Source organism: Enterobacter sp. IF2SW-B1 (assembly GCF_001743375.1).
Taxonomy (GTDB): Bacteria; Pseudomonadota; Gammaproteobacteria; order Enterobacterales; family Enterobacteriaceae; genus Enterobacter; species Enterobacter bugandensis.
Genome location: NZ_MJAA01000001.1, coordinates 867,047 through 882,030 on the forward strand (window position 1 = coordinate 867,047; position 14,984 = coordinate 882,030).

The 14,984-nt window shown below is 56.1% G+C and carries 15 protein-coding genes, 2 tRNA genes and 1 other RNA gene; 9 read left to right on the forward strand and 9 right to left on the reverse strand.

Features of this window, described 5'->3' with window-relative positions:
• Positions 1-2: 2 nt before the first annotated feature.
• The 3 genes from modB to A6013_RS04245 form a co-directional block, all read right to left on the reverse strand.
• Complete coding sequence (gene modB / locus A6013_RS04235) at positions 3-692, reverse strand: molybdate ABC transporter permease subunit (RefSeq protein WP_041910749.1); 690 nt, start codon at positions 690-692, stop codon at positions 3-5.
• Complete coding sequence (gene modA, locus A6013_RS04240) at positions 692-1,465, reverse strand: molybdate ABC transporter substrate-binding protein (protein WP_069732613.1); 774 nt, start codon at positions 1,463-1,465, stop codon at positions 692-694. Before modA ends, modB begins: the two co-directional genes overlap by 1 nt.
• A 178-nt stretch (positions 1,466-1,643) precedes the next feature.
• A complete protein-coding gene (locus A6013_RS04245; protein WP_041910751.1) occupies positions 1,644-1,793 on the reverse strand; it encodes an AcrZ family multidrug efflux pump-associated protein in 150 nt (49 codons plus the stop codon).
• A gap of 127 nt (positions 1,794-1,920) precedes the next feature.
• Between A6013_RS04245 and modE the strand changes: the two genes are divergently transcribed.
• The 7 genes from modE to gpmA all read left to right on the forward strand — a co-directional run bounded on the left by modE (position 1,921) and on the right by gpmA (position 9,666).
• A complete protein-coding gene (gene modE / locus A6013_RS04250; protein ID WP_069732614.1) occupies positions 1,921-2,709 on the forward strand; it encodes a molybdenum-dependent transcriptional regulator in 789 nt (262 codons plus the stop codon).
• A 67-nt stretch (positions 2,710-2,776) separates the two neighbouring features.
• Positions 2,777-4,249, forward strand: coding sequence for a molybdate ABC transporter ATP-binding protein ModF (gene modF, locus A6013_RS04255; protein ID WP_069732615.1), 1,473 nt, complete (start codon positions 2,777-2,779; stop codon positions 4,247-4,249).
• Positions 4,250-4,449: 200 nt separating this feature from the next.
• Positions 4,450-5,466: a UDP-glucose 4-epimerase GalE gene (gene galE, locus A6013_RS04260; RefSeq protein ID WP_041910754.1), complete on the forward strand. Its 1,017-nt coding sequence runs from the start codon at positions 4,450-4,452 to the stop codon at positions 5,464-5,466.
• A gap of 9 nt (positions 5,467-5,475) precedes the next feature.
• Positions 5,476-6,522, forward strand: a complete 1,047-nt coding sequence (gene galT / locus A6013_RS04265; protein WP_045630843.1) for a galactose-1-phosphate uridylyltransferase — start codon at positions 5,476-5,478, stop codon at positions 6,520-6,522.
• A 2-nt stretch (positions 6,523-6,524) separates the two neighbouring features.
• Positions 6,525-7,673 (forward strand): galactokinase, encoded by a 1,149-nt coding sequence (gene galK / locus A6013_RS04270; RefSeq protein ID WP_028012396.1) that lies wholly within the window; start codon positions 6,525-6,527, stop codon positions 7,671-7,673.
• A complete protein-coding gene (galM, locus tag A6013_RS04275; RefSeq protein ID WP_069732616.1) occupies positions 7,667-8,707 on the forward strand; it encodes a galactose-1-epimerase in 1,041 nt (346 codons plus the stop codon). The genes galK and galM overlap by 7 nt, the downstream gene beginning before the upstream one ends.
• Positions 8,708-8,913: 206 nt before the next feature.
• A complete protein-coding gene (gene gpmA / locus A6013_RS04280) occupies positions 8,914-9,666 on the forward strand; it encodes a 2,3-diphosphoglycerate-dependent phosphoglycerate mutase (RefSeq protein ID WP_069732617.1) in 753 nt (250 codons plus the stop codon).
• 61 nt (positions 9,667-9,727) lie between these two features.
• Here gpmA and aroG read toward each other — a convergent pair whose 3' ends face one another.
• Complete coding sequence (aroG, locus tag A6013_RS04285) at positions 9,728-10,780, reverse strand: 3-deoxy-7-phosphoheptulonate synthase AroG (protein WP_028012394.1); 1,053 nt, start codon at positions 10,778-10,780, stop codon at positions 9,728-9,730.
• 303 nt (positions 10,781-11,083) lie between these two features.
• Between aroG and A6013_RS04290 the strand changes: the two genes are divergently transcribed.
• Positions 11,084-11,464, forward strand: a complete 381-nt coding sequence (locus A6013_RS04290; RefSeq protein ID WP_045259933.1) for a protein YbgS — start codon at positions 11,084-11,086, stop codon at positions 11,462-11,464.
• A gap of 105 nt (positions 11,465-11,569) precedes the next feature.
• A complete protein-coding gene (gene zitB, locus A6013_RS04295) occupies positions 11,570-12,505 on the forward strand; it encodes a CDF family zinc transporter ZitB (protein ID WP_028012392.1) in 936 nt (311 codons plus the stop codon).
• Here zitB and pnuC read toward each other — a convergent pair.
• From pnuC to A6013_RS04325, 5 genes are all read right to left on the reverse strand, one after another.
• Positions 12,502-13,221, reverse strand: a complete 720-nt coding sequence (gene pnuC / locus A6013_RS04300) for a nicotinamide riboside transporter PnuC (protein ID WP_028012391.1) — start codon at positions 13,219-13,221, stop codon at positions 12,502-12,504. The genes zitB and pnuC overlap by 4 nt on opposite strands.
• A 23-nt stretch (positions 13,222-13,244) precedes the next feature.
• The gene (nadA, locus tag A6013_RS04305) at positions 13,245-14,288 is read right to left on the reverse strand and encodes a quinolinate synthase NadA (protein WP_069732618.1); all 1,044 of its coding nucleotides are present in this window, start codon (positions 14,286-14,288) and stop codon (positions 13,245-13,247) included.
• A gap of 191 nt (positions 14,289-14,479) precedes the next feature.
• Positions 14,480-14,608: non-coding RNA, RtT sRNA (locus A6013_RS04310), on the reverse strand.
• A 110-nt stretch (positions 14,609-14,718) separates the two neighbouring features.
• Positions 14,719-14,794 (reverse strand) — tRNA-Lys (locus A6013_RS04320).
• 41 nt (positions 14,795-14,835) lie between these two features.
• Positions 14,836-14,911, reverse strand: a tRNA-Lys gene (locus A6013_RS04325).
• Positions 14,912-14,984 lie beyond the last annotated feature (73 nt).

Here is a 14,984-nt window from a genome sequence, read left to right on the forward strand (position 1 = left end):
CGTTATTTCCCCATCCGTTCGCGACTTAGCCGTGCCAGCCATTCAGAAACCAGCAGCGAAACCAGGGCTAATACGATAGAGATGATACACAGCCGCGCTGCGGCACTCTCTCCCCCTGGCGTCTGAATCAGGGTATACATGGCCGATGGGATGGTCCGCGTCTCGCCGGGAATGTTCGACACAAACGTGATGGTCGCACCAAACTCGCCCAGCGAGCGGGCGAACGCCAGCACCGTCCCGACAATGATGCCCGGCAGCGTAAGCGGAAGCGTGATGGTAAAAAAGACGCGCCAGCGCCCGGCACCGAGCGTGCGGGCTGCCTGTTCGAGCTTCATATCCACGCCTTCCAGCGCGAGGCGGATCGCTCTGACCATCAGCGGGAATGACATCACCGCCGCCGCCAGTACCGCACCGCGCCAGCTAAAGGCAAAGGTGATTCCGAACCAGTCGTAAAGCTTTTCGCCGATAAAACCGCGTCGCCCCATCGATATCAGCAGCAGATAACCGACCACCACGGGCGGTAAAACCAGGGGAAGATGAAGGACGCTGTCGAGCAGCGCTTTGCCGGGGAACCGACAGCGAACCAGTAGCCAGGCAAAAAAGATCCCAAAGGGCAAACTCAGCGCAACCGCCAGGGAAGAGACTTTAAGGCTCAGCAGAACAGCCTGCCATTCAGGATCGGTCAGTATCATCAGTGAGTCGTAAATCCATAACGTTTAAAGATTGCGGACGCCTCCGGCCCCTTCAGATAATCGCGGAAGGCCGTTACGGTCGCATTTTTATGTCCATCAACAATCGCCACAGGATATTCCACTTTCTTGTGGGAGTCTTCCGGGAAGGTGCCAACCACTTTTACGCCCTTGCTGGCAACGGCATCGGAACCATACACAATGCCCAGCGGAGCTTCGTTACGCTCCACCAGCGCCAGCGCGCCGCGCACATCTTCCGCCGGGGCCAGTTTTGGTGACAGGGTCTCCCACGCGCCCAGCTTTTGCAGCGCTTCTTTGGCGTAAATCCCGGCCGGAACGTGTTCCGGGTCACCCACCGCCAAACGGCCACCGTTCAGCAGGCGGGTCCAGTTTGTCTCTTTGTTGATGGTGATTTCACCCTGCACGCTGGCCTTCGGTGCAACCACAACCAGGCTATTGCCCAGCAGCGTTTCGCGGGTCGCCGCATCAATCGATTTCTTCTCCACCGCGTAGTCCATCCACTTCTGGTCAGCAGAGATAAACATATCTGCCGGAGCGCCCGCTTCTATCTGCCGTGCCAGCGTAGAGGAAGAGGCAAAAGAGGAGACTACCTCGACGTCTTTCTCTTTTTTATACGCCGCCGCAATATCCTGCAGCGCGTTGGTCAACGACGCCGCCGCAAAGACCGTGATTTTACCTTCGTCCGCCAGCGCGTGTCCGGTAAGTGAAAGCGTCAGCGTTGCCCCTGCGAAAAGGCGTACCCATGAACGTGCCATCTGTAACTCCTGTGAGTAGCGTTATATACATATTAATATAACGGTATCGTCAGGGAGATCCCAGCGGTAATTCGTACCGCTCAAGGGGTAACACGGTGTGTTACGTTAAATAATATCGGCGAAAGTAAGAAAAGCTTGAGAGCAAAACGCCCGGGCAAGCCGGGCGTTTTGTGGGAAATTAATGCTGCTTTTTCGCACGGTCTCTGTGACCGATATTCGAAAAGATGTTGAACACTTCACCCAGGCCGTAGATGGCACCGAGGATGATGGCCATCACTACTGGTACCATGATCACGGCGAATACCAGACTTTTCAACAACTCTAACATGGTTTTCTCCAGATTTTGTGAATGGCCTATTCTACCCTGAAAAGTAAGAAAAACATCCCCTTTTGTGCGGTGCCCTTTGCGCCCTGCACCATTTGGGTCACAATATTCTTTTTGCCAGGACACTGTTATGCAGGCCGAAATTCTTCTTACTCTCCGACTTCAGCAAAAGCTTTTCGCCGATCCCCGACGTATTGCCCTTCTTAAACAGATAGAACAAACCGGCTCAATTAGCCAGGGCGCTAAGAACGCCGGGATTAGCTATAAAAGCGCCTGGGATGCCATCAATGACATGAACACCCTGAGCGAGAATCCGCTGGTGGACAGAGCCACAGGGGGCAAAGGCGGTGGAGGTGCTGTTGTCACACGCTACGGCCTGCGCCTGATTCAGCTCTACGATCTCCTGGGCCAGATTCAGCAAAAAGCGTTCGATGTGTTGAGTGACGACGACAACGTTCCGCTGGACAGCTTGCTGGCCGCCATTTCCCGCTTCTCGTTGCAGACCAGCGCCCGCAACCAGTGGTTTGGTACGGTGACGGCGCGCGATAATCTCCAGGTACAGCAGCATGTTGAGATCCTGCTTGCCGATGGTGTCACCCGTCTGAAAGCGGCGATAACGGCCCAGAGCGCAGAGGGCCTTGACCTGGATGAAGGTAAAGAGGTGCTGGTGTTGCTGAAAGCACCTTGGGTCAAGATCACACGCGACCCGGACAAGGCAAAGGCGGCTGATAACCAGCTACGGGGCACCATCAGCCATATCGAACGCGGCAAGGAGCAGTGCGAAGTGCTGATGCCCCTGGCAGACGGACAGGCGCTTTGCGCCACGGTCCCGCTCAGCGAGGCGAGCGATTTAGAAGAAGGTGCTGTCGTCACCGCATATTTCAACGCGGACCGGGTGATTATCGCCACATTGTGCTGAGCGCATTGACAATCGTGACGACAGTGCGTATCCCTGATATCAATTGCTGCAAAAAATGGGATACATCATGTCATCATTGCATATTTCGCAAGGTACGTTTCGTCTTAGCGATACCCGAACGCTGACGATTGCCGATCTGACAATACGCGCGGGTGAAAGCTGGGCGTTTGTCGGCACTAACGGCAGCGGTAAATCCGCGCTGGCCCGCGCGCTGGCCGGAGAGCTTACCCTTCTCAAAGGCGAATGCCGGAGCGATTTCACGCGCCTGACGCGCCTGTCCTTTGAACAGCTGCAGAAGCTGGTCAGCGACGAGTGGCAGCGCAACAATACCGATTTACTCAGTCCTGGCGAAGAAGATACCGGCCGCACGGCGGCGGAAATTATTCAGGATGAGGTGAAAGATCCCGCCCGCTGTCAGCATCTGGCGGAACAGTTTGGCATTTCCGCGCTGCTGAACCGGCGCTTTAAGTACCTCTCTACCGGCGAGACGCGGAAAACGCTGCTGTGCCAGGCGTTAATGAGCCAGCCGGAGCTGCTGATTCTGGATGAGCCCTTTGACGGGCTGGATGTCCACTCCCGCGCCCAGCTGGCTGCCCTGCTGGACTCTCTGAATCAGGAAGGCTATACGATCGTACTGGTGCTGAACCGCTTTGATGAAATTCCTGACTTCGTGCTAAACGTGGGCGTGCTGGCAGACTGTAGCCTGATCGAAACCGGAGAAAAATCCGCGCTGCTCCGACAGGCGCTGATTGCCCAGCTTGCGCACAGCGAAAAGCTGGCGGGCATTGCGCTGCCGGATCCCGACGCGCCGGCAGCACGCCACGGTCTCGATCCCAGGCAGCCGCTTATCGTCCTGCGCGATGGCGTAGTCTCCTATGACGAACGACCGATCCTGAATCACCTCAGTTGGACGGTTAATCCTGGCGAACACTGGCAGATCGTCGGTCCCAACGGCGCGGGGAAATCCACGCTACTGAGCCTGATAACCGGCGATCACCCGCAGGGCTACAGTAACGATCTGACGCTGTTTGGCCGCCGTCGCGGCAGCGGCGAAACCATCTGGGATATCAAAAAGCACATTGGCTACGTTAGCAGCAGCCTGCATCTGGATTACCGGGTCAGTACCACGGTACGCAACGTGATCCTTTCCGGCTATTTTGATTCCATCGGCATTTATCAGGCGGTGTCAGATAAACAGCACAAGCTGGCCCAGCAGTGGCTGGATATTCTGGGGATGGATAACCGGGTGGCTGACGCGCCGTTTCATAGCCTGTCGTGGGGTCAGCAGCGCCTGGCACTGATCGTTCGCGCGCTGGTAAAACACCCTACGCTCCTGATCCTCGACGAGCCGCTACAGGGGCTGGATCCGCTTAACCGACAGCTGGTCCGCCGCTTTGTGGACGTGCTGATTAGCGAAGGTGAAACGCAGCTGCTGTTCGTTTCACACCATGCCGAAGATGCCCCCTCCTGCATCACCCACCGCCTCGAGTTTGTCGCGGACGGCGAGGGTTATCGCTACCTTCTCAGCAACGTAGATTAACCGCGGAGGGCACCGCCCTCCTCTTTTCAGATAACTTGCATCAATACATCGCTATCTCTTTGATCTAGAATGCTCTACGTCATCGAAAAAGCGGGTGTGAAAACGAGTGTAAACGATTCCACTATTTTATCCCATGTCACACTTTTTGCGTCTCTGTTATGCTATGGTTATTACATACCATAGGCCCAATGGAGCGAATTATGCGAGTTCTGGTAACAGGTGGTAGCGGTTACATCGGAAGTCATACCTGTGTGCAGCTGCTGCAAAATGGTCACGATGTGATCATCCTCGACAACCTGTGCAATAGTAAGCGCAGCGTGCTGCCGGTGATTGAACGTCTTGGCGGTAAACAGCCGACTTTCGTGGAAGGCGACATCCGCAACGAAGCGCTGATGACCGAGATCCTTCACGACCACGCCATCGAAGCGGTGATCCACTTCGCGGGGCTGAAAGCGGTCGGTGAATCCGTTGCGAAACCGCTTGAGTATTACGACAACAACGTCAACGGTACCCTGCGTCTGATCTCCGCCATGCGCGCGGCAAACGTCAAAAACTTTATCTTTAGCTCCTCCGCCACCGTCTATGGCGATCAACCAAAAATTCCTTACGTTGAAAGCTTCCCGACCGGTACGCCGCAAAGCCCGTACGGCAAAAGCAAGCTGATGGTAGAGCAGATCCTGACCGACCTGCAAAAAGCCCAGCCGGAGTGGAGCATCGCATTGCTGCGCTACTTCAACCCGGTCGGCGCCCATCCGTCTGGCGATATGGGTGAAGATCCGCAGGGCATTCCGAACAACCTGATGCCGTACATCGCCCAGGTGGCAGTAGGCCGTCGCGAGTCGCTGGCCATTTTTGGCAATGACTACCCCACCGAAGACGGCACCGGCGTGCGTGACTATATCCACGTGATGGATTTAGCAGACGGCCACGTTGCAGCCATGCAGCAGCTGGCTGACAAACCGGGCGTGCATATTTATAACCTCGGTGCCGGGGTCGGCAGCAGCGTGCTGGACGTGGTTAACGCCTTCAGCAAAGCCTGCGGTAAGCCGGTGAACTACCACTTCGCTCCGCGTCGTGATGGCGACCTGCCTGCTTACTGGGCCGATGCCACCAAAGCCGATAAAGAACTTAACTGGCGTGTCACCCGCACGCTTGATGAAATGGCACAGGATACCTGGCACTGGCAGTCACGCCACCCGCAGGGTTATCCGGACTAAGGATCCGTCATGACTTCGTTTAATCCCGTCGATCATCCGCATCGTCGTTTTAACCCGCTAAGCGGGCAATGGATTTTGGTCTCTCCGCATCGCGCCAAGCGTCCCTGGCAGGGGGCGCAGGAGACGCCTGCAAAACAGACGCTGCCGCAGCACGACCCGGATTGCTTCCTCTGTCCGGGCAACACGCGCGTGACCGGGGATAAAAACCCGGACTACAAAGGCACCTTCGTGTTTACCAACGATTTTGCCGCCCTGATGACCGACACCCCGGATGCCCCCGCGAGCCACGACCCGCTGATGCGCTGCGAAAGCGCGCGCGGTACCAGCCGCGTGATCTGCTTCTCGCCCGATCACAGCAAAACGCTGCCGGAGCTGAGCGTGGACGCGCTGAAAGAGGTGGTCAGCACCTGGCAGGCGCAAACCGCTGAGCTGGGGCAGAGCTATCCGTGGGTGCAGGTGTTCGAAAACAAAGGCGCGGCGATGGGCTGCTCTAACCCGCATCCGCACGGCCAGATCTGGGCGAACAGCTTCCTGCCCAACGAAGCCGAGCGTGAAGACCGTCTGCAGAAGGACTATTTCGCAGAAAACGGCTCACCCATGCTGGTGGACTACACCCAGCGCGAGCTGGCCGACGGCAGCCGTACCGTAGTGGAAACCGAACACTGGCTGGCGGTCGTGCCTTACTGGGCCGCCTGGCCGTTTGAGACGCTGCTGCTGCCGAAAGCGCACGTTCAACGCATTACCGATCTCAGCGACGCGCAGCGCGACGACCTGGCGCTGGCGCTGAAAAAGCTGACCAGCCGTTACGACAACCTGTTCCAGTGCTCCTTCCCGTACTCCATGGGCTGGCACGGCGCGCCGTTTAACGGCGAAGATAATCAGCACTGGCAGCTGCACGCCCATTTCTATCCGCCGCTGCTGCGCTCTGCAACGGTGCGTAAATTTATGGTGGGCTATGAAATGCTGGCGGAAACCCAGCGTGACCTGACGGCGGAACAGGCGGCAGAGCGTCTGCGTGCCGTCAGCGACGTCCACTATCGCGAATCAGGAGTCTAAAAATGAGTCTGAAAGATAAAACACAATCCCTGTTTGCTGAGAAATTTGGCTACCCTGCCACCCACGTAATTCAGGCGCCTGGTCGCGTCAACCTGATCGGCGAGCACACCGACTACAACGACGGCTTCGTGCTGCCGTGCGCCATTGATTACCAGACGGTTATCAGCTGTGCGAAGCGCGACGACCGTAAAGTCCGCGTCATTGCGGCGGATTACGGTAATGAGACGGACGAGTTTTCCCTTGATGCCCCGATTGTGACGCACGACAGCCAGCAGTGGTCTAACTACGTGCGCGGCGTGGTGAAGCATCTGCAGAAGCGCAACAAGAACTTCGGCGGCGCCGATTTAGTCATCAGCGGCAACGTGCCGCAGGGTGCGGGCTTAAGCTCGTCGGCCTCGCTCGAAGTGGCCGTGGGAACCGTCTTCCAGCAGCTGTATCATCTGCCGCTGGACGGGGCGCAAATTGCCCTGAACGGTCAGGAAGCGGAAAACCAGTTCGTGGGCTGCAACTGCGGCATCATGGACCAGCTGATCTCCGCGCTGGGCAAAAAAGAGCATGCGCTGCTGATCGACTGCCGCTCGCTTGGTACCAAAGCCGTTCCCCTGCCAAAAGGCGCGGCCGTCGTGATTATCAACAGTAACTTTAAACGCACGCTGGTGGGCAGCGAGTACAACACACGCCGCGAACAGTGTGAAACCGGCGCGCGCTTTTTCCAGCAGCCTGCCCTGCGCGACGTAACGCTCGATGAATTTAACAAAGTGGCGCACGAGCTGGATCCTGTCGTCGCCAGACGCGTTCGCCACGTGCTGACCGAAAACGCCCGTACCGTTGAAGCCGCCTCCGCGCTGGCGAAAGGCGACCTGAAGCGCATGGGTGAGCTGATGGCAGAATCTCACGCCTCCATGCGCGATGATTTTGAAATCACCGTGCCGCAGATCGACACCCTGGTGGACATCGTCAAAGCGGTTATTGGCGATAAAGGCGGCGTGCGCATGACGGGCGGCGGCTTTGGCGGCTGCATCGTCGCGCTGGTGCCGGAAGAGCTGGTCCCTGCCGTCCAGGACGCCGTGGCGAAGCAGTACGAAGCGCAAACGGGCATCAAAGAAACGTTCTATGTATGTAAAGCATCACAAGGAGCCGGACAGTGCTAAACGAAACACCTACCCTCGCACCGGATGGTCTGCCGTACCGCCTGTTAACCCTGCGCAACGGCGCGGGAATGGTGGTTACGCTCATGGACTGGGGTGCGACCCTGCTTTCTGCCCGCGTACCGATGCCGGACGGCAGCGTGCGCGAGACCCTGCTCGGCTGCGCCTCGCCCGAGCAGTACGTTAATCAGTCTGCCTATCTGGGCGCGTCCGTCGGGCGCTATGCCAACCGCATCGCGAAAAGCCGTTTTGAGCTCGACGGCGTGCAGTACCCGCTGCTGCCAAGCCAGGGCGAGAACCAGCTTCACGGCGGTCCGGACGGGTTTGATAAACGCCGCTGGAAAATTGTTCGTCAAAACGACAGCGAAGTGCTGTTCTCGCTGGATTCGCTTGATGGCGATCAGGGCTTCCCGGGGAACCTTACCGCGTCCGCGCGCTTTACGCTGACGGACGACAACCGTATCGCTATTGAATACCGTGCGACGGTCGACAAGCCGTGTCCGGTTAACCTGACTAACCATGCCTACTTCAATCTCGACGGCAACCAGTGCGACGTGCGTAACCACAAGCTGCAGATCCTGGCGGACGCGTATCTGCCGGTTGACGAGATGGGCATTCCGTATCAGGGCCTGAAAGAGGTGAGCGGGACCAGCTTTGATTTCCGCAGCGCGAAAGTTATCGCCCAGGATTTCCTGAGCGATGACGATCAGCGCAAGGTGAAAGGCTACGATCACGCGTTCCTGCTGCACGCCAAAGGTGATGTGAAGCAGCCTGCCGCACAGGTCTGGTCCAGCGATGAGAAACTGCAGATGACGGTGTATACCACCGCCCCTGCCCTGCAATTCTACTCGGGCAACTACCTCGGCGGCACGACGGCGCGCGAACACAATGAGTACAGCGACTGGCAAGGACTTGCGCTTGAGAGCGAGTTCCTGCCGGACAGCCCCAATCATCCTGGATGGCCGCAGCCGGACTGCGTGCTGCGCCCCGGTGAAGAGTACATTAGCGTGACGGAATACCATTTTATTCCGAAATGATTTCCAGCCCTCCCATCGGAGGGCTTTTTTCTGCGCGTCTTGCTGAAAATAGCGCCGATCGCTGACAAAATCCTAACCCTGGATTCACAAGCATCTTACACTCAGAGACTATTTTCGCTATGGTTAGGGTTAAGCGTTGCTGCTGGCACGGCCACAGCAATATAATGAGAATTGTTATCATTCTAAAAATGCTTGAGGAGTAAGAGATGGCTATTACTAAGCTGGTCCTGGTGCGTCACGGCGAAAGCCAGTGGAACAACGAAAACCGCTTTACCGGTTGGTACGACGTTGATCTGTCCGAGAAAGGCGTAAGCGAAGCAAAAGCAGCAGGTAAACTGCTGAAGGAAGAAGGCTTCAGCTTTGATTTTGCTTACACCTCTGTGCTGAAACGTGCCATCCACACCCTGTGGAACGTGCTGGACGAACTGGATCAGGCCTGGCTGCCGGTTGAGAAATCCTGGAAACTGAACGAGCGTCACTACGGTGCGCTGCAGGGTCTGAACAAAGCGGAAACCGCTGAGAAATACGGCGACGAGCAGGTTAAACAGTGGCGTCGCGGCTTCGCGGTCACCCCACCAGAGCTGACCAAAGATGACGAGCGCTATCCGGGCCACGACCCGCGCTACGCGAAACTGACTGATGCTGAGCTGCCAACTACCGAGAGCCTGGCGCTGACCATCGACCGCGTTGTGCCTTACTGGAACGAAACCATTCTGCCACGCCTGAAAAGCGGTGAGCGCGTGATCATCGCTGCTCACGGTAACTCCCTGCGCGCGCTGGTGAAATACCTGGACGACATGGGCGAAGACGAGATCCTCGAACTGAACATCCCAACTGGCGTACCGCTGGTATATGAGTTCGACGAAAACTTTAAGCCAATCAAACATTACTACCTGGGTAACGCGGACGAGATCGCAGCGAAAGCAGCGGCTGTCGCGAACCAGGGTAAAGCGAAGTAATTTTCGCCGGACATAAAAAAAGCGCGGAGCCTTCCGCGCTTTTTTATTTGTGCGTGAGGACTCAGCCGCGGCGCGCTTTTACCGCATTCGCCAGCTGACGCAGGATGGCATCGGTATCGTCCCAGCCAATGCAGGCATCGGTGACGCTTTTGCCATACACCAGCGGCTCGCTGCCTTCCAGGTTCTGGTTACCTTCAACCAGATGGCTTTCGATCATCACCCCAATTACCGCCTTCTCACCGTTAGCGATCTGCTGACAGACGTCTGCCCCCACTTCCATCTGCTTTTTGAACTGCTTGCTGGAGTTGGCGTGGCTGAAGTCGATCATCACCTGCGGTGGCAGCCCGGCTTTTTCCAGCCCGGCCTTCACCTCTGCCACGTGTTTTGCACTGTAGTTTGGCTCTTTACCGCCACGCAGAATGATGTGGCAATCACCGTTACCGCTGGTGTTGACGATGGCGGAGTGACCCCATTTGGTCACGGACAGGAAGCAGTGCGGCGCACCCGCGGCGTTGATGGCATCGATAGCCACTTTGATGGTGCCATCAGTACCGTTTTTGAAGCCCACCGGACATGAGAGACCGGAAGCCAGCTCGCGGTGAACCTGAGATTCAGTGGTACGGGCACCAATGGCGCCCCAGCTCATCAGGTCTGCCAGGTATTGTGGCGTAATCATATCCAGGAACTCGCCGGCAGCAGGCAGGCCGCTGTCGTTGATCTCCAGCAGCAGTTTGCGCGCAATGCGCAGGCCGTCGTTGATCTGGAAGCTGTTATCCATGTGCGGATCGTTAATCAGCCCTTTCCAGCCCACGGTCGTGCGCGGTTTTTCAAAATAGACGCGCATGACGATTTCCAGCTCATCCTTTAACTCTTCACGCAGGGTGAGCAGACGCGCCGCATACTCTTTCGCAGCGGCAGGATCGTGAATGGAGCACGGGCCAATCACCACCAGAAGACGATCGTCATTACCTTTCAGGATCTTGTGGATCGCTTTACGAGCATGAGAAACCGTATTTGCGGCATTTTCAGTGGCGGGGAATTTCTCAAGGAGTGCTACAGGAGGTAATAACTCATTGATCTCTTTAATGCGTAAATCGTCGTTCTGATAATTCATCTTCTTTCCAGCTCTGCCATATCTTTAGTAATGAAAGCAATCCTTTCAATCTATCTTGTCGACCAGGAAGTGTAAACACGGTTTTACACTTCACGCAGATAATTCCTGGAATTTGCCTAAAAATCGCCACAAAATAGCGAAAAATGAGATCTAACCTAAGCTTTTTAACTGTAACAACCATTTTTAAACGCTTAAACGCGATTCCCTACTGACGTAAGTCCGTAAGGCGGAATCTTTCGCCTCTAAAAAGATGCACTGTTGGAGAATGTTATCCAGCGTAACGACAAGAACAGGAGCACCATCATGAAAATGACAAAACTGACTACCCTCTTCCTGACTGCCACACTCACCCTTGCCAGCGGCAGCGTCCTGGCCGCAGAAACGGGTGCTTCAGACAGCAACGGTGATGCCAATGCGGCAGCAGCGGCAGGCCAGGTTGCGCCTGATGCGAAACAGAATATCGCCCCGAATAATGTCGATAACAGCCAGATCAATACCGGCAATACCAACACCGGCGGTACTATGCTGCATCCGAACGGTAGTGCTTCCGACACCATGAATCATGACAACATGAGCTCGGATGAGGTTCATAAGAACTCGATGTGCAAGGACGGCAAATGTCCTGATCCGAACGACAAAGTGGGTAACGACGCCAATACCAAAACTGATGGCACAACCCAGTAATTCTTGATGCTTCAAATGTGAAAGGAGAGCCCAGGCTCTCCTTTCTTTTTGGAGTAACCTGTTAAAAACGCTACACTAAAATAATAACGAATCAGGAAAGCAGACATGGCGCACACCCACTCACACCCATCTTCTCCCGGCAACGACAATGCAAAACGACTTATGCTGGCCTTTGGCGTTACGGCCACGTTTATGGTTATCGAGGTCATTGGCGGCCTGGTTTCCGGCTCGCTGGCGCTGCTGGCTGATGCCGGACATATGCTGACCGATGCCGCAGCGCTGCTTTTCGCCCTGCTGGCGGTGCAGTTTGCTCGCCGCCCGCCCAACGCGCGTCATACCTTCGGCTGGCTGAGGCTGACCACCCTTGCCGCGTTTGTTAACGCCATCGCGCTGGTGGTTATTACTGTTCTTATCGTCTGGGAGGCCGTACAGCGTTTCAGGCACCCGCAGCCCATCGCCGGGACGACAATGATGGTGATTGCCGTGGCGGGGTTGCTGGCAAATATTCTGGCGTTCTGGATTTTGCATCGCGGCAGCGGGGAAAAGAACCTCAACGTTCGCGCTGCGGCTCTGCATGTGCTGGGGGATTTGCTCGGCTCAGTCGGGGCGATTGTCGCCGCGCTGGTGATCCTCTATACCGGCTGGACGCCTGTCGACCCCATTCTCTCCGTGCTGGTATCGTGTCTGGTCTTGCGCAGCGCCTGGCGGCTGCTGAAGGAGAGCGTCAATGAACTGCTGGAAGGGGCGCCGGCATCAATGGACATTGACGAGCTGAAACGAAACCTGCGCCGTACTGTCCCGGAAGTGCGTAACGTTCATCACGTGCACGTCTGGCTGGTAGGCGAGAAGCCGGTCATGACGCTGCACGTCCAGGTCATCCCGCCCCACGACCACGACGCGCTGCTTGAACGCATCCAGCACTTTCTTGAACATCACTATGAGATAGGTCACGCCACCATCCAGATGGAGTATCAGCCCTGTAGCGGGCCGGACTGCCACCTTAACGAGGCGCAGCCCGACCATTCACATCATCACCACTAGCTTGAAAGCGCGTGTGAGCCACGCTCACGCGCGCTCTTGATCCACATCCGGCTGCCGTTCAGGGCAATGAAGGTCAGCAGCAGATACTCCAGCGACATGGCATAGACGCCCTGAAGGGCAAAAATCACCACGCTGATGACGTTGATGATGACCCACAGCAGCCAGTTCTCAACGTATTTACGGGTCATCAGCACCATCGCCGCGATCGACAGCACCATCATGCAGGAATCCCAGAACGGGAAGGCATCCGGCTGAAGCTCCGGCATCGTCACGTTGAGGCCAATCGCGGACATGACCGAAACGGCAACGCGGGTCAGGAACGCAAACACCGGGTTGATGTAGACGGTCATCAAACCAATGGCGACGACGCAGGCGACAAACCAGGCGATGGCTTTCGGTAAGGGCAGCCAGCGGATCTGCAGCTCCGCCTCCTGCTGGCTGTTCTGCCGGGACCAGGCGTACCAGCCGTAAATATTGGCGGCGAAGAAAAACAGCTGTAAAAGCAGGCTGGCGTAAAGCTGGATCTGGAAGAAGATAATCGCAAACAGCGTGACGTTAATCAGCCCGAACGCGTAGTTGCTGATCTTCTCCAGGCTTGCCAGCCAGATACACAGCAACCCCGCCAGCGTGCCTACGGCTTCAATCCATGACAGGTCATAGCCACCTGCACCAATCGGTATATGAACCAGAATGTTTTGCGTGCTAAAAAAATCCATCTTTTCCCCAGGGCGTTTTTGAATTAAGTACGTAGTGTAGCCGCAAAATCCAGCATGCGGTTAAGCGGAATTAACGCACCTTCACGCAGAGCGGCATCCACATGAATTTCATGCGCTGCACCGCCTGTCTCGAGCCCTTCGGCAATGGCCTTCAGGCCGTTCATCGCCATCCACGGGCAATGCGCGCAGCTGCGGCACGTCGCGCCCTCACCTGCCGTTGGGGCTTCCAGCAGCTCTTTCTCCGGTACGGCCTGCTGCATCTTATAGAAGATACCGCGATCGGTCGCGACGATGAGCTGCTTGTGCGGCAGCATCCTGGCCGCGTTGATAAGCTGGCTGGTTGAGCCAACCGCATCGGCCATATCAACAATCGACTGCGGTGATTCAGGATGAACAAGAATGGCCGCGTCAGGATAAAGCGCCTTCATACGGGACAGCGCCTGGGTCTTGAATTCGTCGTGCACAATGCAGGCGCCCTGCCAGCAGAGAACGTCAGCGCCGGTCTGCTTCTGAACGTAATTGCCAAGATGGCGGTCCGGGGCCCAGATAATTTTCTCACCCAGGCTGTCCAGATGCTCAATCAGCTCAACGGCGATGCTCGACGTGACCACCCAGTCTGCGCGCGCTTTTACCGCCGCAGAGGTGTTGGCGTAAACAACCACGGTCCGGTCAGGATGGGCGTCGCAGAAGGCGGAGAATTCGTCAATCGGGCAGCCGAGATCGAGCGAACACTCCGCATTGAGCGTCGGCATCAGAATGGTTTTTTCCGGGCTGAGGATCTTTGCCGTTTCGCCCATAAAGCGCACGCCTGCAACCAGCAGCGTGGAAGCGGGATGTTTTGCACCGAAGCGGGCCATCTCCAGTGAATCAGAAATACAGCCCCCGGTCTCTTCCGCCAGCTGCTGGATTTCCGGATCGGTGTAGTAATGGGCCACCATCACCGCATCGCGCTCTTTGAGAAGCCGTTTGATCTTCTCGCGGTAGAATTGTTTTTCATCCTGGCTTAATGGCACAGGCTTTGGCGGAAACGGATAGATTGCGGCTTCAGGATCGAACATCACGCTCATTATGGCTTCTCGTTTTACTGGCTTAACAATATTGCCTTTCTTTTGCCTGACAAAGCAAAACGCAGGGCAATTGTGTTTTATATACTAAACAAGATAGCGAATCTGGAGTGAAAAGTCACCGGGAATAGATGGGCGGAGCATTTGTTGTACGGCAGATAGCAAAAAGGCGCCTTTAGGGCGCCTTTCTACACTGGTGGGTCGTGCAGGATGACTCGCTTCGCTCGCCCTTCGGGCCGTCGCCGTAAACGGCTCCGGTGCCTCACTACGTTCGGCTCGAACCTGCTGCAGGTTCGAATCATCCAGATCGCAGATAGCAAAAAAGCGCCTTTAGGGCGCTTTTTTACATTGGTGGGTCGTGCAGGATTCGAACCTGCGACCAATTGATTAAAAGTCAACTGCTCTACCAACTGAGCTGCAAATTTATTCAGGCTGGTGGGTCGTGCAGGATTCGAACCTGCGACCAATTGATTAAAAGTCAACTGCTCTACCAACTGAGCTAACGACCCATTCGGGTGTTGCCTGAATTATCACTCGGCACCAATAAAATTGGTGGGTCGTGCAGGATTCGAACCTGCGACCAATTGATTAAAAGTCAACTGCTCTACCAACTGAGCTAACGACCCACTTTTATGCTGCTTTCACGTTGTTTGATATCCCGTGGCAACGGCGGCATATATTACTGATTTAAGAATTCTG

Excerpts from the sequence above, each read along its gene's own strand:
- modB (WP_041910749.1), bottom strand. The coding sequence starts at position 692 with ATGATACTGACCGATCCTGAATGGCAGGCTGTTCTGCTGAGCCTTAAA.
- modA (WP_069732613.1), bottom strand. The coding sequence starts at position 1,465 with ATGGCACGTTCATGGGTACGCCTTTTCGCAGGGGCAACGCTGACGCTT.
- A6013_RS04245 (WP_041910751.1), bottom strand. The coding sequence starts at position 1,793 with ATGTTAGAGTTGTTGAAAAGTCTGGTATTCGCCGTGATCATGGTACCA.
- modE (WP_069732614.1), top strand. The coding sequence starts at position 1,921 with ATGCAGGCCGAAATTCTTCTTACTCTCCGACTTCAGCAAAAGCTTTTC.
- modF (WP_069732615.1), top strand. The coding sequence starts at position 2,777 with ATGTCATCATTGCATATTTCGCAAGGTACGTTTCGTCTTAGCGATACC.
- galE (WP_041910754.1), top strand. The coding sequence starts at position 4,450 with ATGCGAGTTCTGGTAACAGGTGGTAGCGGTTACATCGGAAGTCATACC.
- galT (WP_045630843.1), top strand. The coding sequence starts at position 5,476 with ATGACTTCGTTTAATCCCGTCGATCATCCGCATCGTCGTTTTAACCCG.
- galK (WP_028012396.1), top strand. The coding sequence starts at position 6,525 with ATGAGTCTGAAAGATAAAACACAATCCCTGTTTGCTGAGAAATTTGGC.
- gpmA (WP_069732617.1), top strand. The coding sequence starts at position 8,914 with ATGGCTATTACTAAGCTGGTCCTGGTGCGTCACGGCGAAAGCCAGTGG.
- aroG (WP_028012394.1), bottom strand. The coding sequence starts at position 10,780 with ATGAATTATCAGAACGACGATTTACGCATTAAAGAGATCAATGAGTTA.
- A6013_RS04290 (WP_045259933.1), top strand. The coding sequence starts at position 11,084 with ATGAAAATGACAAAACTGACTACCCTCTTCCTGACTGCCACACTCACC.
- zitB (WP_028012392.1), top strand. The coding sequence starts at position 11,570 with ATGGCGCACACCCACTCACACCCATCTTCTCCCGGCAACGACAATGCA.
- pnuC (WP_028012391.1), bottom strand. The coding sequence starts at position 13,221 with ATGGATTTTTTTAGCACGCAAAACATTCTGGTTCATATACCGATTGGT.
- nadA (WP_069732618.1), bottom strand. The coding sequence starts at position 14,288 with ATGAGCGTGATGTTCGATCCTGAAGCCGCAATCTATCCGTTTCCGCCA.